An 18,284-nucleotide genomic window follows, 5' to 3' on the forward strand; every position below is an offset into this window, starting at 1 on the left:
ACCTGCCGGTGATCCGCCGGCAGGTCGCCGACGCCGGCGAGGAGTTCGACGAGCGCGGACTCCTCGCTCCCGTCGCGCGTGGCGAGGGCCGCGGCCCCGTCCCGACCGGCTGCGTTCGGCTCCGTCTCGGCCGTCTCGGCCGTCTCGGCCGTTCCGGCCGGTTCGGTCAGGGCGAGCAGCCGGCGCAGGTAGCCGGGGCCCGGGGTGCGGGTGGCGGCGTCGAGCGCGTCGGCGCCGCCCGGCCGTATCCGGTCCACCAGGCCGCGGGCCTTGGCCGTCAGCTCCGCGTCGGTGAGCGGGCGGGCCAGGCTGCCGCGGGCGTGCGCCACGTCGTGGGCGAGGACGCCGCCGTCGGCCAGGGCTATCTCGATCCGGGCCGCGTCCCGGTCGCACGCCTCCCGCGGCGCGAAGGCGACCAGCGAACGCAGCCGCCTTGCGGGTTCGGAGACCACGAACCCGGTGGCGTAGCCGGCGAGGTCCACCGGGCCCAGCAGCAGTCCCGCGGCCACCCCGTGGGCGGTGGAGAACCGGGCCTGGAGGCCGTCGACGGGTTGGACGTTGCCGGTCAGCTCCGGCACCAGCGGGTGGCAGACCAGCCGGATCGCGCGCACCGCGTCGGGGCCGCCGTGCGCGGCCAGCGGCTCGTGGAGCGCCTCCGCGGCCTCGATGGCCGGATGCGTGACGATGCCGCAGGGATAGGGCTTGAAGGTGTTGTCCAGCAGCTCCCAGCGCCGACCCATGTCGCCCCTCAGCAGGGCGTCGGCGTCGAACGCCCCGCCGGCCAGCCGCCGGACCAGCCCGTCGGGCCCGGTGAGGCTGTCGCCGGGCCCCGGTACGCCGGCCGCGGCGTCCCGCGCCGCGCGCAGGCCGTTGACCGCGGCCTTGCCCGGATGGAAGGGCTTGACCATGGAGCCGAAGCCCTCCCGGTTCCCCAGCCCGCCCTCGACCGCCCACTCCACGGCGGCGCGCAGCCGCCCGGCGTCGAGGCCGAGCAGCAGCCCGGCGGTGACGGCCGCGCCCACCGCGCCGCAGGTGCCGGTGATGTGCCAGCCCGCGTCGTAGTGCGCGGGGGAGACCGCGACGCCGAGCCGGAGTTGGGCCTCGACGCCCCAGGCGTACGCCGCGAGCACCTCCTCGGCGTCCCGGTCGGCGATCTCCTCCTGCAGCCCGGTCAGCGCGGCCAGGCAGACCGCGCCGGGGTGGATCACCGTGCGCAGGTGGGTGTCGTCGTAGTCGTCGAGATGCGCCGCGATGCCGGTCGCGAGCGCGGCGTCGAGCGGCCGGAGCCGCTCCGGGCGGCCCGGCAGGACGGCCCGTCCCGCGCCGAACCCGGCGGTCGCGGCGGCGACGACGTCCATCGCGGGCTCCCTCGCGGCGCCGACGGTCGTCGCGAGCACGTTGTACAGCGTGCGCCGGGCCGCGTCACGCACCTCGGCGGGCAGCGGCGACCCGTGGTGGGCGGTGACCAGACGGGCGAGCCGGTCGAGCGGGGCGGACATGGATCTCCTCGTGCGGTGGTGGAACTCTGGGTGGGTCACGGGTGGTTCGTGGGAGTTCATGGGGTTTCGCGGGTGGTCAGATGCCGACGACCTGTGCCATCAGGAGCGTGCCGGCGACCAGGATGGTGACGCCGATGAGGTCGAAGACGAACCCGCTGCGGATCATCTTCGTCATCGGCACCATTCCCGAGCCGTAGACGATGGCGTTCCCCGGAGTGGAGACCGGGAGCATGAAGCCGTATCCGGCGGCGGCGGTGGCGACCAGGCCGGGGATCAGCGGGTTGACGTCGACCGCCATGGCGATCGGCACCACGATGGGCACGACGATGCCGGCGCTGGCGGTGTTGCTGGTGGTCTCGGAGATGACCAGGCCGGCCACCGCGGCGAGGATGGTGACCGAGACCAGCGACGAGACCCCGAGATGGTCGGCCAGCGAGGTGCCCAGCGTGTCGGCGAGTCCGGTCTCCGAGGACAGCGACCCGATCACCGTGCCGGCGCCGAACAGCAGGATGACGCCCCAGTCGATCTTCACCGCCTCGGCCCAGGTCAGGGTGGGGGCGCGCCGACCCGTCGCGTCGCCCCGGTCGAGCGGCAGCAGGAAGAGCACGGTGGCCGCGAGGATGGCGGCCACGCCCTCGGTCAGGTGCTCGTGCATCAGGACGACGAAGTCGTGCTCCTCGCCGAGGACCAGACTGCCGATGCCGGGCGCCGTCCACAGCACGACGGCGACGGCGAACCCGACGCAGGTGTTCGCCTCGCCGCGGGAGAACGAGCCGAACTCGGCGCGCTGTTCGGCCAGGTAGGCCTCCGCGCCGCGGAGTTCGGAGACCTCGGGCCGGTTGAGCCGGAGCAGCACGACGCACAGCGCCGCGAACATCACCAGCACGATCGGGGCGAACAGCAGGACCCACTCGACGAAGTTGATGGTCTTCCCGGTCTGTTCCTCGACGAGGTCCCGGCCGATGAGCTGGTGCGGGGCGCCGATCGGGGTCAGCAGGCCGCCGATGGAGGCGCCGTAGGCGATCATCAGCATCAGCGCGGTGGACCACCGTGAGCCGTGCAGGTCCTGGCCGCCCTTGTCCGTGCTGATCGCGCTGACCGCGCGGACGATGCCGATGCCGATGGGGAACAGCATGGCCACGGTGGCCGTGTTGGAGATGAAGGCCGAGATACACATCGCCATCGCGCCGAACGCGACGACCGTGCGGGCCGGCGAACGGACCACCCCTCCCACGGACAGCACGCGCAGCGCGAGGCGCCGGTCGAGACCGTGCACCGTCATGGACCGGGCGATCACGAAGCCGCCCAGGAACGTGAAGATCGTGTCGTTGCCGAACGCCCCGAAGACGGTGTCCTCGTCGGCCACGCCGAGGAAGACGCACAGCACGATGCCCAGCAGCGCCGTGGCGGCGAGCGGTATGGCCTCGGTCACCCACCAGACGATCACCAGCACGAGCACGGCGGCGAGCGCCCGCTGCTCCCAGGGCAGCCCCAGGGCGGTCAGCAGCACGAGGGCGAAGCCGACCGGCCCGAGGGCCAGGCCGACGCGTCCGCGTATCAGGTCGAAGCGTTCCTGGCGGTCGACGGTCTTCGAGGCTGCGGTCCCCGAGGCTGCCGCGCCGCTGCGGTCCTCCGTCTTCATGACTCCTCCGTGGCGCCCGTATGGCGGTACGATGTTTCGTAATGTGGGCAGTCGGCACCCTAGGTCGCGACCGGTCATCCGGCAAGGGGTTCGGCAAGGGGTTCAGCGAGGGGTTCGGTCGGGAGAAATGGCCGGGCGATAGGCTCGGCCCCGTGGCGGCAACGGGAGAGGACGCTGTGGAAGCGGCAGGTCAACCGTCCGGAGTGCAGTCGATCGACCGGGCGATCGCGCTCCTCGCGGCGTTCTCCCGGGCGCGCCCGGTACTCGGGATCAGCGAGCTGGCTCGCCACACCGCGCTCACCCGGGGAACGACGCACCGGCTGGTCAGCGCCCTGACCGCGCACGGCATGCTGACCCAGGTGCCAGGATCTACCACGTACTCGCTCGGGCCCCGGCTGCTCGGCCTCGCCGAATCGGCGCGCGACCAGCTCTCCCTGGACGTCCAGGCGCCGCCGGTGATGACCTGGTTGCGGGACCGGACCGGGGAGACGGTGGGGCTGCACATCCTCGACGCCGTGCCCAGCCGCCGGACGATCGCCCAGATCGAGTCCCTGCAGCCGCTCCGCCGCACCTACACCGACCTCGGTGCCGCCCGGCCGCCGCACCAGGGCGCGCCCGGCAAGCTGCTGCTGGCGTACGCGCCGGGCACGGTCGCCCAGGACGTCGTCGCGGAGCTGGCGCGGACGGAGCCGGGCGTGGCCGACGAGGTGGCGGCGGCGCTGGACCGGGTCAGGGGCGACGGCTACGCCATCTCGCTGGAGGAGCGGGTGAAGGGCGTGGTGGCCCTCGCCGTTCCCGTGCGGGACCACAAGGGCGAGGTCGCGGCGGCGCTCAGCGTCTCCGTCCCGGCCGTCCGCGCCGGCCGTCCGGAGCTGGTGGCCATGGTCCCGGTCGCCACGGAGGCGGCGGACCGGCTCTCCCGCCGGCTCGGCCACGACCCAGCCGGGGATCCGGCCGGAACCGTCGGGGAGGACGGCTGAACCCGCCTGCCTGGTCGGGTGTGGCCGCGGTGTGTCGGCTTGGCGAGGGCGACGCCCGCCGAGAACAGTCGAGACGGGTTCCCCGGAGACGAACCCGAGCCGACTTCGAAAGGGCAGGCACGCCGATGACGACGTGGACCGACGACGAACTCAGCCGGATCGCCGCGGCGGACGAACTGGAGATCGCGCCGCTCCGCGGCGACGGCACGCTGCGGCGGCCCACGACGATCTGGGTGGTCCGACACGACGACGATCTCTACGTCCGCTCCTACAAGGGGCGCCGCGGCCACTGGTTCCGCGCCGCCCAGGCGCGGCACGAGGGCCACATCAGCTCCGGCGGCGTCGACCGGGACGTCAGCTTCGTCGAGGAGACCGACCCGTCGCTGCACCCGGCCCTCGACGACGCCTACCGCACCAAGTACCACCGCTACGGCGGCACGTACGTCGATCCCATGGTGGCCCCCGACGCCCAGGCCGCCACGCTCCGGCTGGTGCCCCGCTGACGCACGGTGCCCCGCCCCGACGCGCGTCGGGGCAGGGCACCGGTCGGTCGGCTCCCGGGTCGTCAGTCCACGTACATCCGGGGTTCGAACGTGGCCGTGGCGAATCCGCCGAAGTTGTCCTCGACCTCGGCCCGCTCGGCGGCGTTGGGGTAGCGGTTGGTGCAGCCGACGCCGCCCGTGGATCCGGACATCAGGCTGCTGCAGGGCCCCGGCTTGATGTCGGGCAGCCCCAGGATGTGCCCGAGCTCGTGCGCCGCGATGCGGATGACGTCGTAGCCGTCGTTGACGGCCTGCCGGCCCATCCAGACGATGCCGTTGCCCAGACTGGTGGTCAGGGCCCGGGGCCAGCCGTCGTCCGCGACGATCTCGATGTTGGCCGAACCGCCCGTCGCGGGCTCCAGCCGGACGTTGGCCACGCTCTCGTTCCAGACCTCCGCGCCGGCGTGGACCGCGTCCACGAACTCCTCGGCTCCCGAGGTGTCGTAGGTGAGCACGACCGTGGCGGCGGACGCCTGGGGCGCGGGGGCGGCGGAGGCCTGGCCGACGGTCCAGGTCAGGGTCACCACGAGTAGGGTGACCAGCGCCCGCGCGGCGTTTCTGAGTGTCACGGTGATCCTCCTGTGGGGGGACGGATGTTCGCCGAATGGTAGGGCGAGTGGCGTGCACATGACATTGCACGCCAGGGGTCATCTGCCCCTCCCACCCCCGCGCCAATCCGCCGCCCGCCCGCGGTCAGTCGGCGAAGCGGAGCCCCAGGCCCAGATGGTCGACCTCGTACAGCCGCCCGCGGTCGATCCGCACGGGCGAGGGCTCCCGCAGCGCGCCGAGCGCGCCGAAGCCCGCGTCCTCGACGTCCTCCACCATCACCTCGGCGTCGAGGGTCAGGGCGAGCTGCCCGGAGAGCTCGGGCAGCAGGTGCGGGTGCAGCGCCACGCCGTGCTCGCGGGCCAGCCGGGCGATCCGCCGGAACGGCGTGATCCCGCCGACCCGCACCACGTTGGGCTGCACCACGTGCGCCGCCCCGGCGCGCAGGTACTCCGCGAAACGGTGCTCCGTGTGCAGGTTCTCGCCCACCGCGAGGGGGATCCGGGTGCGCCGGGCGAGCTCCGCGTGGCCCGCGAGATCCTCGGCACGCAGCGGTTCCTCGATCCAGGCCGGCGCGTAGCCGGACAACGCGTCGAGCGCGGCGGTGGCGCGGTCCAGGTCCCAGCGCTGGTTGGCGTCCAGCATCAGCCGGCGGGTCGGCCCGAGGATCGCCCGGACCGCGGCGACGCGCCGCACGTCCTCGGCCAGGTCGGGACCGCCCACCTTGATCTTCACCGCGTCGAAGCCCGCGGCCACCCAGCGCTCGACCTGCGCGCACAACTCCGCGAGCGGGTAGTGCAGGTTGACGCCGCTGCCGTAGGCGGCGACGCTGCTCCGCCGGCGGCCGAGCAGCCCGGACACCGACCGGCCGGCGCGCCGCGCGGCGGCGTCCCACAGCGCCAGGTCGAGCCCGGCCAGCGCGATGGTGGTCAGGCCGCCACCGCCGGCCTCGTGCAGGTGCTCCCACAGGGGCTGCCAGACCGCCTCCGGGTCGGCCGTCCGGCCGCGCGCCGCGTCGGCGATGTCGTGCTCCAGCAGGGCGAGCGCCGCGTGCGCGCCGATCGACGGGGTCCAGGTCAGGCCGTGCCCCTCGGCGCCGTCGGTGAGCGTCACCGTGGTGGCGATGACGTGGACGGCGGGAACGTCCGGGCCCCAGGGGCGGGAGAGCGGCACCCGCAGCAACCGCGCCCGCAGCCCTGAGATCTCCGTCGTGCGGCGGGACATGCGCGGTCTCCCTGCTCTCTGGCCTGCTCGCTGACCCGTGAATCGATTCACGCAGCGCGTACGGCGGCCGAGTGTGGCAACGCCGCCCGATCGCGTCAAGGCACCCGCCGACCCGTCCGGGTGACGCGGCGGCGCTGTCGGCGTCGGAACGAGTCCGCGACGGATACGACAGAGATCACTCCTCCCGTGCGCGTTCCGATGCGAAACTCATGCGAAAGGTGTTCCACCGTGACCGTTCCCGAGACGATCGACCAGGCAGCCCGCGGCTACAGCACCACGCTCGCCTACTGGCTGGCGCGGGCCTCCCAACTCGTTTACCAGGACGAGGCCGAGGTCGTTGCCCAGGCCCAGGCCTGGGGCTTCGACCGGGTGCGGCACCACCTGAGCCGCCACGAGCCACCGTTCCCGTTGGAGGACACCCAGGCGTACACCATGGCCAGCGACCGCATGATCATCACCGCCTTCCGCGGCACGGAGGCGGACCAGATCAAGGACTGGCTGTCGGACGCCACCACGCCGCCGTGGCCGGGGCCCGCCGGCACGGGCTTCGTGCACTACGGCTTCGGGGAGGCGCTGGACTCCGTCCTCCCCGAGGTGCGGAACACCCTGGTGGAGTTCCGGGACAACGGCCAGAGCGTGTGGTTCACCGGCCACAGCCTCGGCGGCGCGCTCGCCATGCTGGCCGGCGCGTACACCTACCTGGAGGACCCGCGACAACTCCCCGACGGCGTCTACACCTACGGCCAGCCCCGCACCTGCGACCCGCTGCTGGCCGCGGCGGTCGACGAGAGCTTCCAGCAGCGGATGTACCGCTTCGTCAACAACAACGACATCGTGCCGCAGGTGCCGCCGGAGCCCCCGTACGCCCATGTCGAGGCGCTGCGCTACATCGACACGAAGGGGAAGATCCACGAGTCGGTGCCGTTCCTCGGCGGCCTCGCCGACCAGGCCGCGGGCCTGACCTCCGACCCGTTCGCCCCGGCGAGCGACGGCATCAGGGACCACTCGCTGGACGCCTACGTCGCGGCCCTGGAGAAGAACCTGCCCTAGCGCCACGGGTCGAGGGCGTGCTTGCCACGGGTGTTGCCCGCCGCCAGTTCCCGAAGCACCGCCGGCCCTTCGGCCAGGGGGTGGACCCGGGGCGTGCCGGGCGGGTACACGCCCTGGGCGACGAGCGCGTCGAGCTCGGCGAGGAGCGATCGGTGGAGGGACGGGGCCGCGGTCGCCAACGCCCCGATGTGCAGGCCCTTGACCTGGACCCGGTGGGTGAAGACCAGGTCGTGCGTGGTCAGGCTCGCGTCGCCGGAGGCGGCGCCGAAGACGACGACGCGTCCGGTGAAGGGCTTGGCGACGGACAGGCTGACCCGGAACGTGGCCCGTCCCACGGATTCCAGGACCAGGTCGACGCCGCCGGTCAGGCGGGTGATCTCCGCGGCCAGGTCGGGGCGCGTGCGGTCCAGGACCGCGTGGGCGCCGAGCGCCTCGACGGCGGCGTGCTTGGCCGGGGAGGCCGTGGCGATCACCCGCGCACCGTAGTGACGGGCGAGGCGCACCGCGGCCTGCCCCACGCCACCCGCCGCGGCATGGACCAGCACCGCGTCGCCCGCCCGGACCTCGCCCAACGGCCTCAGCGCCGCCAACGCGGTGGCCCAGTTCAGCAAGAGGCCGAGAGCCTCGGCGTCGCTCCAGCCGGACGGCACGGGAAGCGCACCGGCGGCCGGCATCGTCATGTACTGCGCGAAGGCGCCTGGGCCGGTTCCGATGACGTGGCTGCCGACCGCGAGCGGGTTCGCGATCCCGGGACCGACGCCGACGATCTCGCCTGCGGCCTCGAAGCCCGCCACGTAGGGCGCCTGCGGCCCGCCGCCGTAGGTCCCCCGGGTCTGCATGACGTCCGCGAAGTTGACCCCGGCGGCGCCCACGCGGACCAGGTACTCGCCCGGGCCGGGAGCGGGGCGGCGCTGATCGGTCGTGAGGGTCAGGTCCTCGGGACCGCGGTGCGAGCGCTGGACCAGGGCCCGCATGCTCTGCTCGTTGATCTCCATGCCCGCGAACGTAGAAGCCTCACACTGACGTCAACGTCAAGCGGGCGATCACCGATCAGCGGGGCGAGCCGTCCGCAGGTACGCGTCGAGTGCCGCCTGCCGAGCGCTGAGCTCGGCGATGCGGGCGGCGAGCCGATCGCGATAGCTCCGCACCTCGTCCAGCAACTCCGCGGACGGCCCGTCGGCGTGGTGTGGCAGAACGTCCCTGATCAGCCGCACGGGCAGCCCGGACTCCAGCAGCGAGCGGATGACGAGCACCCGGTCGACGGTGAACCCGCAGTAGTCGCGGTAGCCGTTGCCGCACCGACCGGGGACGATCAACCCCTCGTCCTCGTAGTACCGCAACGACCTGGCGCTCACGCCGCTGGCCCTGGCCGCCTCACCGATCCGCATGTCCGGAGACAACGTCGGGGCGCCCCGCGGTCTTCCGGTGACCGCCTACCCCCAGGTGAGCGGGTCGAGGTGGAGGTAGAAGCGCTGGCGGGCGGGGTCGAGGGGGGTGCCGTAGTGGGTGGCGAAGCGGTCGTCCGCGGCGCGGGCCTCCGCCTCGTTCGGCCAGGTCTCGCGGGCGTTGGCGAGCAGCAGGGCCAGGTCGGCGTGGGGGTCGGCGCGGCCGAGGCGGCCAAGGTCCACGAAGCCGGCCACCTCCAGGGTCTCCGGGTCGAGGACGATATTGGGCAGGGTCAGGTCCCCGTGGCAGACGACGGTCTCGGCGGCCTCCTCGGCGAGGCGTTGGTCGACCTGGGGTTCGAGGCGGGCCAGCAGGTCCTCGGGCGGCGTGCGCTGCTGCTCCTCGGGCAGGAAGCCCGGGTTGACCGCGCCGCGGGTGACGACGTCGCGGGCCAGGGCGAACATTCCGGCGAGGTCCCGGGTGAACGGGCACGCCGCCGGAGGCAGGTCGTGCAGCCGGCGCACCGCGTCCGCGATGGCGGGCCAGGCCGCGGCGAGGGTCGGGGCGGGGACCCGGTCGGCGGGGACGCCGGGGACGGCGCTCGTCTCCAGACGGGCGGCGTCGGCGGTGACGCGCCAGTCCAGCACCCGAGGGCCGGGGATGCCCTGTCCGGCCAGCCAGTCGATTCGGTCCCGTTCCGCCGCCAACGCGTCGGCGTCGTGCGCCGGAACGCTCTTGACATACCGCGTGCCGTCGGGGGAACGGAGGACGTCGGCTCCCGACTCGCCGGAGGGCACGGGAAGCCAGTCGGAGGAGGGAGCGCTCACGTGCGCCAGCCTAGGCGGTGGCACGACGCGGCGCCCGGGACGGCCGTTCGTCCCGGGCGCCGTGACGCGTGGTCGGTCGGTGGGGCTCAGCACCCGTACTTGTAGTCGAGCAGCAGCTGGTCGGTCTGGGTCTGCTTGCCGTCGGTGGCCCAGATCTCGGCGTGGTACTCACCGGCCGGGGCTGGGGCGAGCGACAGTCCGACGAAGCCGTTGACGACCAAACCGCCGTCGTCGGGGTCTCGTTCGTTCGTACCCGGCGGGATGGTGCTGCCGCCCAGGCTGGACGAGCCGGGGGGCAGGTTGCGGACCCCGACCTGGATCGGGGTCGACCAGCTTCCGGACACGGCGGCGAAGGCGTAGGTGTTGGGCCAGCCGTACTCCGGGCCGACGCATATCCGCTGTCCCTCGGCCTCCAACGTCCATGTCGAGGTCGAGGTCGAGGTCGAGGTCGAGGCCGAGGCGGGTGCCGTGCTGACGAGCGACAGGGTGAGAGCCGATAACAGGCCGAGGAGCAGTCCGACCCCGCGGTGGCGAGTTCTCATTCGTACCTCCTGGTTGGGGGCGCATGAGGCAGTACGAAAGCGCGTCTTCCGGTCGATTTCGCGGACCGGGAGACGCCAACGAGTGTCACTCAGGCCGCAGCCCTTGCACAAGAGGGTAGTTGGAATTTGAATGACTCGGTCCGAGGTGAGCCGTAAAGCCGTTGCGTCGTGGCGTCCGCCGCTCCTAGGTTCCCGGCATGACCACCTCCGAGGCCGCCTCCGACTACGCCGCCCTGGTCGCGGACGCCCTGGCCGCGCCGGTCGAGGGGTGGGACTTCGGCTGGCTGGCCGGCCGGGCGGAGGGCTCGGATCCGTCGTGGTCCTACCGCGACCTGGCCCGCGACCGCCTCGCCCGTGCCGACCGGGTGCTGGACGTCGACACCGGCGGCGGTGAGCTGCTGGCCTCGTTCGGGCGGCTGCTGCCCGCGCGGGTGTGGGCGACCGAGGGCTGGCCGCCCAACATCCCGCTGGCCCGCCGCCGCCTCGAACCGTTGGGCGTCACCGTCCTTCCGGTCGCCGCGCGGGAACAGCTGCCCCTGCCCGACGCCTCGGTCGACCTGGTCCTGAACCGGCACGGTCGGCTGGCCGCGCCCGAGGTGGCGCGGGTGCTGCGGCCCGGTGGCGTGCTGCTCACCCAACAGGTGGGCAGCGACGACTGCGCGGACCTCAACGAGACGCTCGGCGCCCCGCCCGCACGTCCGCCGGGGTCGTGGACCCTCGACGTGGCGCGCGAGGCCCTGTCCGCCGCCGGGCTGCGGCTGACCGACGCCCGCGAGGAGCGACCGGTGCTCACCTTCCGCGACGTCGGCGCCCTGATCTACCACCTCCGCCTGGTGACCTGGCAGATCCCCGACTTCGACCCGCGGCGCCACGACGCCGCGTTGCGGCGGGTGCACGAGCACATCCGCGCCGAGGGACGGCTGGACGTGCACGCGCACCGGTTCCTCGTCGCGGCCGAGCGTCCCTGACCAGGCCGGCCCGGGCTACCGGGTGCGGAGCAGCTCCAGGTCGGCGCCCCAGGAGTCGAGGACCGCGTCGTGGCCGGCCTCGCGGGCCGTCCGTTCGATCTCCGTGAAGAGCGCGCGCTGGGTGTCCTGGTCGCCGTCGGCGAGGATCCGGCGGAGGACGGGGAGCAGGCGGTCGGCGGCCCAGCGGGGGTCGTCGAGCGGATGCCGGTCCAGCTCCCAGCCGAGGTACTTGTTGTAGGGCCGGACGCGCCGGTGCAGGGCGAAGATCACCTCCAGGGCGAACGGCACGCTCTCGGCGGCGTCGAGATGGGCCAGTTCGGCGCGACCGTCCCGGTGGCTCTTCAGGGAGCGGTAGGTCTGGTTGACGTAGGCGTCCAGGTAGCCGTCGACCGCGCGGCGCGCCTCGTCGGGGTCGAGCCGCCGCTTCCGGTCGAGGATCTCGCCGATCCCGCCGTCGAGCCGGTCGAACAGCACCCTGGCGCGCGTGTACGCGTACCGGCTCCAGGACTCCGGACCCGGCATCCCGCGGACCCGGAACTCGGCGAGCGTCAGCACCACGAGGTCGAGATGCGCCGAGCGGAAGCCGTCCAGCTCGTGCAACGGGGAGGGGCCCTCGTCCCGGGTGACGACGTGCAGGTCGTGGTCGGAGTGGCCGGTCGGCATGCCGTCGTGCACCTGGGAGCCGCTCAGGACCAGCCCGAGCACGCTGGGTTCGGCCCGCGCCCGGGCCACGAACGCGGCCAGGGTGGCGTCGGGGGAGGCGGCGAGGGTGACAGCAGGGGTGACAGGGGTGACGGGGGTGAGGTCGTGCGTCATGGTGAGCTCCTGCGAACAGGTGGGAACGTCCGCGGCCAACGGCTGCGCGGACTGCTGACGGTTCGCGTCTGTGGCGGCCCTGAGCCGCCACGGGAGATCACCTCACGCGGTGGACACTAGCCCCGGCGGGCCGCGCGTGTCACCCGAGTTTCGCCGGGCGCCTCGCCAGCCAGACGCAGACCCACAGGCCGAGGCCCACCAGCATCAGCCAGCCGGCGATGCGGTAGTCGTCCGAGTCGCGGCCCGACATGGGGCTGGCCAGGTAGGCGCACAGGACGGCGCCGGCGACGGGCAACGCGGTCGGCGCGCGGAAGTGCCGGTGCTCGACCGGATGCCGGCGCAGCACCAGCACGGCGATGTTGACGACCGTGAAGACGCACAGCAGGAGCAGCGACGTGGTGCCGCCCAGCGACGCCAGGTCGGCGTAGCCGATCAGCAGGAACGCGAGCAGCGTGGTGAAGACGATCGCGACCCACGGCGTCCGGCGCCCGGGGGAGGATACGGCCGAGCGGCGCCGGCAGCGCGCGCTCCCGCGACATGCCGTAGAGCAGGCGGCTGGCCATCAGCATGTTGATGAGCGCCGAGTTGGCGACGGCGAACATGGTGATCCAGGCGAAGAGGTCGAGCGGGAAGCCCGGCGCCCCGGCCCTGACGACGTTCAGCAGCGGCGTGTTGCCCTCGCCCAGGTCGCCGGGGGCGACGAGGGTGACGCTGGCCAGGGCGACGAGCACGTAGATCGTGCCGGTGACGGTGAGCCCGATCAGCATCACGCGGGGGAAGATCCGCACCGGGTCCTTGGTCTCCTCGGCCATGTTGACCGAGTCCTCGAAGCCGACCATGGCGAAGAACGCCAGCGCGGTAGCGGCGGAGACCGCGCCGAAGGCCGTCTCGCCGCCCGTGGTGTCGAAGTCGCCGACCCGGGAGAACTCGCCCTCGCCCTGGAGCAGCGCCCAGGCGCCGACCGCGATGACGATCGTCAGCCCGGTCAGCTCGACGAGCGTGAGCACGACGTTCACCTTGACGCTCTCGCCGACGCCGCGGAGGTTGATCAGGCTGATGCCGGTCATGAAGGCCAGCGCGATGAGCGTGGTGGCCACGGCCGCGTCGCCGTCCACGTCGAGCGCGGAGAGAAGGTTCGCGGCGAACGCCTCGGACGCGCTGGACGCTGAGGTCAGCCCCGAGCACATGACGGCGAAGGTGACGAGGAACGTCAGGAAGTGCACGCCGAACGCCCGGTTGGTGTACGCGGCGGCGCCGCCCGCGCGCGGGTACTTGGTGACCAGCTCCAGGTAGCTGGTGGCGGTCAGCATCGCCACCACAAAGGCGAGCAGGAACGGCAGCCACACCGCGCCGCCGACCTCGGCGGCGACGTCCCCGGTGAGCGCGTACACGCCGGTGCCGAGGATGTCCCCGACCACGAACAGCAGGAGCAGCCCTGGCCCGATCACCCGCTTGAGCTCCGGGCCTCCCTCGGCCGGCTCGACGGTCGGTGCGCTGGTGGCGTCTCCGCTGTTCGGCATGGATGAACGGTTGCCAGAACTGGCCACCCGAAACCGGACGCTACGCGCCACCGTCCGAGCGGGCCCTCCGGATGGTCCGTGGTGCGAACCTTTCCGTGACGACTGCCGACTCACCTGGTGTGCGGTGTGGGAACGAGGAGGCGCGGTGGCCGGGGACGAGCGTGGCGAGCTGCTGGTGGTGCGGTGTCAGCTCGGGGAGCGGGAGGCCTTCACCGAGTTGGTGGAGGCATGGCATGGCCCGCTGTGGCGGTACCTGCGGGGCATGGTCGGCTCGGCGGGCGTCGCGGACGATCTCGCCCAGGAGGCGTGGGTCGCGGTCGTGCGGGGGCTGCCACGTCTGCGGCGGCCCGACCGGTTCGCCCCGTGGCTTTTCACCATCGGCCGGCGGGTCGTGATGAACCACCTCCGGCAGGCGTACTCCACGGCGGAGATCAGCGTGGCGGAGGCTGACGCGGCTGAGGAGGCCGCCGACGACGACCTCCCCGGTCGGGTCCTGGATCGGATGGCGATCCGGGACGGCCTGGGCGAGCTGCCGCCGCGGGAACGTGAGGTGCTGATCCTGTTCTACCTGGTGGATCTGCCCCTCGCCGGCTGCGCCGACGTGCTCGACGTTCCGCCCGGCACGGTCAAGAGCCGACTCTCCCGCGCGCGTCGCATGCTGCGGGACATCCTCACGGAAAGGGGACACGACGCATGAGCGGGCACGATCACGAGGAGCCATGGCCGGTGCCGACGAGTCTGGAGCGCGCGCTCGCGGCCGAGATCTCGCTGCGCTCCCGGATGCGCCATGTCGCGGTCGGCCTGGCGGGGGGGTGCGGAGCCGTCCTGATCGCCCTGCTGTGGGCGACCGAACCGGGCCCGCTCCCGGCTCGCACCCACGCCGCGTTCGCCGGTCTGGTCGCCGTCGGCCTCGCCTGGGCCGCCCTCGCCGCCTGGGTGCTCACCCGCCGCCGCCCCCTGTACGGGCACGACCGGGTGCTGGGGGCGTCGGTCGCGGTCGCCGCGACCGCGGCGACCGCCGTCGGAGCCGTCGCGTTGGCCGCCGCCCGCGGCACCCCGGCCATGACCCTGGGCACGGCACTGGCCGGCACCGCCCTGGTCACCGTGGCGGTGCTGCTCCTGACCCGGGCGCGCGCCCGCCGCCGCGAGCTGGTGCGGCTACGCGAAGCGCTGCGGGAGCTCACGCGGCGTTGACCCGCGCCGAACGGGCCGTTCAGCCCGAGGAGCGCCGCCCACAGTGGTGGACGGCCGCGGTGGTGGCCGTCGCACGCGCGCTCAGGCGGCCGGCGCGGCCGGTCCCGCGGCCCGGCGCAGGAACGGGGGGACGGAGCGCAGGGCCGTCGCGGGGTCGCCGGTGAGGCGGCATTCGACGGCCAGCCAGCCGGCGTAGCCGGCGGTGCGGAGGGCGCCGAGCCAGCCGGGCCAGTTCAGGTGGCCGGCGCCGGGTTGCAGCCGGTTGGAGTCGCTGACCTGGGCATGGCCGAGGTACGGCGCGGCGGCGACGACGGCGGCGGCCGGATCGGCCTCCTCGATGTTCATGTGGTAACTGTCGATGCCGACCCGCACCGAGTCCAGGCCCACGGCGCGGATCAGGTCCACGGCCTGGTCGAGCCGGTTGACCATGTGGTCCTCGTAGCGGTTCAGCGGTTCGAGGAACAGCGACACGCCCTCGCGCCGGGCGTGCTCGCCGAGCTCGGACAGGGCGGCCAACAGCACCTCGCGGTCCCCGGCCTCGTCGCGCGGCGGTTCGAAGGGCGGCAGCCGGCGGGAGAACATGCCGTAGGAGGCCGGGGTCTGCGCGCCGACGCCGCCCAGTTCGGCGATGACGGAGAGCTGCGACACCAGCTGGCCCACGGCGTCCCGCCGCCGTTCGGCGTCGAACGCCCCGATGAAGTGGAGCATGTCGACGCAGACGGTGGGCATCACGACGCCGTCGGCCCTGGCCCGGCGCAGCTCGGGCAGCCGCGCGCGGAAGTGGAAGTCGCCCCGGGCCCGCAGCTCGATGCCGTCGTAGCCGGCGCCCTGCGCGAACTCCCACTTCTCCTGGAGGGTGTCGCCGGGCAGCAGCTGCTCCTGGCAGGCGATCCGGGGTGGGGCGGGGGTGGGTGACATCGGCGTTCCTCCAACCAGGACTCGGGGGTCAGAACTCCAGGACGACCTGGAGCGCCTCGGCGGGCCGCTCGTCCAGCAGGGTGTACGCCTCGGCGGCGCGCGCCACCGGGACGACGTGGCTGACCAGGGACAGCACGTCCACCCGGCCGTCGGCCACCAGCCCGAGGAAGGTCCGCTGCAGCCGCTCGACCGTCCAGCGCCCGGCAAGCTGCGGGGGCACGCCGCCGATCTGGGAGCAGACCAGCTGGACCCGGTTGTGGTGGAACTCGTCGCCGAGCCGCAGGCCGACGCCGTCCCCCTGGTAGAAGCCGGAGGCGACCACCCGGCCGCCGACGGCGACCGAGCGCAGCGCCTCGTGCAGCGCCGGATAGGCGCCGCTGAGCTCGATGGCCACGTCGGCGCCGAGCCCGCCGGTCAGCTCCCTGACGCGCTCGGCTACCTCGTCGGTGCGGGCGTTGAGCGCGTGGCGCGCGCCGTGGGTCAGGGCCGTGGACAGCCGGACGTCGAGCGGGTCGACGGCGATGGCGTCGGCGCCGCTGAGCCCGGCGAGCCGGGTGGCGAGCAGGCCGATGACGCCCTGGCCGAAGACCGCCACCGTCTCACCGAGGTGCAGGTCGGCGGCCAGCACGGCGTTGTGGGCGATGGCGCCGACCCGGGCGAAGACGCCGGCGAGCGGGTCCAGGCCGGCCGGCAGGACGTGGCCGGTCATTCGCTCGGCGGGGAGCACGCCCTCGTCGCGGTGGCCCCAGACGCCCCAGACCAGGTCGCCGGGGGCGGGGACGCCGGGTCCGGCCGGCACGTCGGGCGCGACCTCCGTGACCTCGCCGACCTCGGAGTAACCCCAGCCGGTCACCGGATAGTCGACGCCCGCGGCGCCCTCCCGGAACAGCCGGTCGTCGGGGTCCCAGGTGCGGGTCAGGTACGGGTTGCTGCCGCGGTAGGCGGTGAGTTCGGTGCCGGCGGATATGCCCGAGTACCGGGTGCGGATCCGCAGGTGCCCCGGGAGCAGGGGAGGGCTCTCCGCCTCGGCGACGGCGACCCGGCGAGGGCCGGTGAACTGGACGACGCGAGTCACGGGGACCTCCGAACGATCCACACGTTCCGGTAGGACAGATGCGATCACCACTTCGGACGAAGGTATCGCAGACTTATGTCTTGGCATGACGCAAAACCCCTGCTGTGATGCAGGTGATCAGTCGGAAGGTCATCGGTGGTCACCACGCGAGGGAGCGTCCAGTGTCCGGACCCAGGTACGCGCCGCGGCTCGTCGGGCTGGCGGTGCTGCTCGGCGGCTCGTTGCTCGCCGGCTGCGGAGACCAGGACACCGGCGGTTCGGGGAACGAGCTGACCGTGTGGTCGCTGGAGAACCTCGCCCCGCGGATGGCGGCGACCGAGCGGACGATCGCCCGTTTCGAGGAGGCGAGCGGCGTCGAGGTCGAACTCGTGGGCGTGGCCGAGGCGCAGCTCCCGCAGCTGATCATGTCGGCCGCGGCGGCGGGCGATCTGCCCGACGTCATCGGGGCGTTGCCCATGGGGCAGTTGTGGCAGATGCACGGCAACGAGCTGCTGGACACCGAGGCGGCCACCCGGATCGTCCGGGACCTCGACCCGGGCACGTTCAACGCCAACGCGCTGGACCTGACCACCGACGCGGGCCGGAACCTCGCCGTCCCCTCCGACGCCTGGCTGCAACTCCTGGTCTACCGGCAGGATCTGCTCGACGCGGCCGGGCTCGACGTCCCGGACACCTACCAGGCGCTGACCGCGGCGGCCCAGGCCCTCACCACCGACGACCGGTACGGCATCTCGTTGGCCACCGACCCCGCCGACCCGTTCACCCAGCAGAGCTTCGAGAGCCTGGCCGTGGCCAACGACTGCCGGCTCGTGGACGACGCGGGCGACGTGACGCTCGACTCGGACGCCTGCCGCGAGGTCTTCGCCGTCTACGACGCGCTGGCCCGCGAGTTCGGCGCCCCCGGCACCCAGACCGTGGACTCCACCCGCGCCACCTACTTCGCCGGCGACTCGGCGATGATCGTCTGGTCCTCCTTCATCCTCGACGAGCTCGCCGGCCTGCGCGCCGACGCCCTGCCCAGCTGCCCCGAATGCGAGGGGGAGTTCCTCGCCGAGCGGAGCGAGATCGTCACCGCGCTCCAGGGACCCGACAGCGCGGAGCCGGCGCAGTTCGGCGAGATCACCTCCTGGGCGCTGACCGCGGGCTCGAACACCGGACCCGCCAGTGACTTCGTGGAGTTCATGCTCACCGACGGCTACGAGGACTGGTTCGGCATGGCGCCCGAGGGCAAGATCCCGGTCCGCAACGGCACCCCGGAGGAGCCCGAGCGGTTCCAGACGGCATGGCGCGAGAGCGAGTTCGGGATCGACACCAGGAAGCCGATGAACGAGGTGTTCTCCGACGACCTGCTGACCCAGTTCCTCGGAGGCGTCAGCGACATGCGCCGGTGGGGCGTCACCGAGGGGCACGGCGCGCTGGTCGGCGCCCTCAACGGCGAACTCCCGGTGCCGCGGGTGGTCAGCGACATGACCGCCGGGGGCTCGTCCCCCGACGAGGCCGCGGAGAGCGCGCAGGACGCGGTCTCCGAGATCCAGATCTCCCTCCAGTAGCCGAC

At 73.3% G+C, this 18,284-nt stretch carries 18 protein-coding genes and 1 pseudogene; 7 read left to right on the forward strand and 12 right to left on the reverse strand.

Features of this window, described 5'->3' with window-relative positions:
- A partial coding sequence (locus tag ABGB06_RS21000) for an MmgE/PrpD family protein (protein ID WP_347591645.1) occupies positions 1–1,499 on the reverse strand: 1,499 nt, incomplete at its 3' end.
- A 76-nt stretch (positions 1,500–1,575) separates the two neighbouring features.
- The gene (locus ABGB06_RS21005) at positions 1,576–3,141 is read right to left on the reverse strand and encodes a DASS family sodium-coupled anion symporter (RefSeq protein WP_347591647.1); all 1,566 of its coding nucleotides are present in this window, start codon (positions 3,139–3,141) and stop codon (positions 1,576–1,578) included.
- Between the two features lie 203 nt (positions 3,142–3,344).
- Between ABGB06_RS21005 and ABGB06_RS21010 the strand changes: the two genes are divergently transcribed.
- Together ABGB06_RS21010 and ABGB06_RS21015 are read left to right on the forward strand one after the other, a co-directional pair.
- A complete protein-coding gene (locus ABGB06_RS21010) occupies positions 3,345–4,121 on the forward strand; it encodes an IclR family transcriptional regulator (RefSeq protein ID WP_347591649.1) in 777 nt (258 codons plus the stop codon).
- 125 nt (positions 4,122–4,246) lie between these two features.
- Positions 4,247–4,624: a DUF2255 family protein gene (locus ABGB06_RS21015; RefSeq protein WP_347591650.1), complete on the forward strand. Its 378-nt coding sequence runs from the start codon at positions 4,247–4,249 to the stop codon at positions 4,622–4,624.
- Between the two features lie 62 nt (positions 4,625–4,686).
- Here the strand turns inward: ABGB06_RS21015 and ABGB06_RS21020 are convergent, their stop codons facing one another.
- Positions 4,687–5,232: a snapalysin family zinc-dependent metalloprotease gene (locus ABGB06_RS21020; RefSeq protein WP_347591651.1), complete on the reverse strand. Its 546-nt coding sequence runs from the start codon at positions 5,230–5,232 to the stop codon at positions 4,687–4,689.
- A 124-nt stretch (positions 5,233–5,356) separates the two neighbouring features.
- Positions 5,357–6,433 carry a mandelate racemase/muconate lactonizing enzyme family protein gene (locus ABGB06_RS21025; protein WP_347591652.1) on the reverse strand — a complete coding sequence of 359 codons (1,077 nt, stop codon included), beginning with the start codon at positions 6,431–6,433 and terminating at the stop codon, positions 5,357–5,359.
- 228 nt (positions 6,434–6,661) lie between these two features.
- On the opposite strand from ABGB06_RS21025, the gene ABGB06_RS21030 reads away from it, so the two are divergent.
- Positions 6,662–7,483, forward strand: a complete 822-nt coding sequence (locus tag ABGB06_RS21030; RefSeq protein ID WP_347591653.1) for a lipase family protein — start codon at positions 6,662–6,664, stop codon at positions 7,481–7,483.
- Here ABGB06_RS21030 and ABGB06_RS21035 read toward each other — a convergent pair.
- From ABGB06_RS21035 to ABGB06_RS21050, 4 genes are all read right to left on the reverse strand, one after another.
- Positions 7,480–8,478: a zinc-binding dehydrogenase gene (locus tag ABGB06_RS21035; RefSeq protein ID WP_347591654.1), complete on the reverse strand. Its 999-nt coding sequence runs from the start codon at positions 8,476–8,478 to the stop codon at positions 7,480–7,482. The genes ABGB06_RS21030 and ABGB06_RS21035 overlap by 4 nt on opposite strands.
- 48 nt (positions 8,479–8,526) lie before the next feature.
- Positions 8,527–8,871: a MerR family transcriptional regulator gene (locus ABGB06_RS21040; RefSeq protein ID WP_347591655.1), complete on the reverse strand. Its 345-nt coding sequence runs from the start codon at positions 8,869–8,871 to the stop codon at positions 8,527–8,529.
- A 45-nt stretch (positions 8,872–8,916) separates the two neighbouring features.
- Positions 8,917–9,696, reverse strand: coding sequence for an APH(3'') family aminoglycoside O-phosphotransferase (locus ABGB06_RS21045; RefSeq protein ID WP_347591656.1), 780 nt, complete (start codon positions 9,694–9,696; stop codon positions 8,917–8,919).
- Between the two features lie 86 nt (positions 9,697–9,782).
- Positions 9,783–10,238, reverse strand: coding sequence for a DUF5980 family protein (locus ABGB06_RS21050; RefSeq protein WP_347591657.1), 456 nt, complete (start codon positions 10,236–10,238; stop codon positions 9,783–9,785).
- Between the two features lie 197 nt (positions 10,239–10,435).
- Between ABGB06_RS21050 and ABGB06_RS21055 the strand changes: the two genes are divergently transcribed.
- Positions 10,436–11,206 (forward strand): class I SAM-dependent methyltransferase, encoded by a 771-nt coding sequence (locus ABGB06_RS21055; RefSeq protein ID WP_347591658.1) that lies wholly within the window; start codon positions 10,436–10,438, stop codon positions 11,204–11,206.
- A gap of 15 nt (positions 11,207–11,221) precedes the next feature.
- Here ABGB06_RS21055 and ABGB06_RS21060 read toward each other — a convergent pair whose 3' ends face one another.
- Positions 11,222–12,022, reverse strand: a complete 801-nt coding sequence (locus ABGB06_RS21060; protein WP_347591659.1) for a hypothetical protein — start codon at positions 12,020–12,022, stop codon at positions 11,222–11,224.
- A 139-nt stretch (positions 12,023–12,161) separates the two neighbouring features.
- Positions 12,162–13,542, reverse strand: a pseudogene (locus ABGB06_RS21065) (APC family permease).
- Positions 13,543–13,687: 145 nt separating this feature from the next.
- Here ABGB06_RS21065 and ABGB06_RS21070 point away from each other — a divergent pair.
- On the forward strand, positions 13,688–14,239 hold the full coding sequence (locus ABGB06_RS21070; RefSeq protein ID WP_347591660.1) for a sigma-70 family RNA polymerase sigma factor: 552 nt from the start codon (positions 13,688–13,690) through the stop codon (positions 14,237–14,239).
- Positions 14,236–14,736, forward strand: a complete 501-nt coding sequence (locus ABGB06_RS21075; RefSeq protein WP_347591661.1) for a transmembrane transport protein — start codon at positions 14,236–14,238, stop codon at positions 14,734–14,736. Before ABGB06_RS21070 ends, ABGB06_RS21075 begins: the two co-directional genes overlap by 4 nt.
- An 81-nt stretch (positions 14,737–14,817) precedes the next feature.
- Here the strand turns inward: ABGB06_RS21075 and ABGB06_RS21080 are convergent, their stop codons facing one another.
- Together ABGB06_RS21080 and ABGB06_RS21085 are read right to left on the reverse strand one after the other, a co-directional pair.
- Positions 14,818–15,654, reverse strand: a complete 837-nt coding sequence (locus ABGB06_RS21080; RefSeq protein WP_347591662.1) for a sugar phosphate isomerase/epimerase family protein — start codon at positions 15,652–15,654, stop codon at positions 14,818–14,820.
- Between the two features lie 28 nt (positions 15,655–15,682).
- Positions 15,683–16,729 (reverse strand): zinc-binding alcohol dehydrogenase, encoded by a 1,047-nt coding sequence (locus ABGB06_RS21085; protein ID WP_347591663.1) that lies wholly within the window; start codon positions 16,727–16,729, stop codon positions 15,683–15,685.
- A 161-nt stretch (positions 16,730–16,890) separates the two neighbouring features.
- Here ABGB06_RS21085 and ABGB06_RS21090 point away from each other — a divergent pair, with 161 nt between their 5' ends.
- On the forward strand, positions 16,891–18,279 hold the full coding sequence (locus ABGB06_RS21090) for an ABC transporter substrate-binding protein (RefSeq protein ID WP_347591664.1): 1,389 nt from the start codon (positions 16,891–16,893) through the stop codon (positions 18,277–18,279).
- Positions 18,280–18,284: the final 5 nt, after the last annotated feature.

It is taken from the genome of Streptomyces sp. B6B3 (genome assembly GCF_039871525.1).
Lineage (GTDB): Bacteria > Actinomycetota > Actinomycetes > Streptomycetales > Streptomycetaceae > Streptomyces.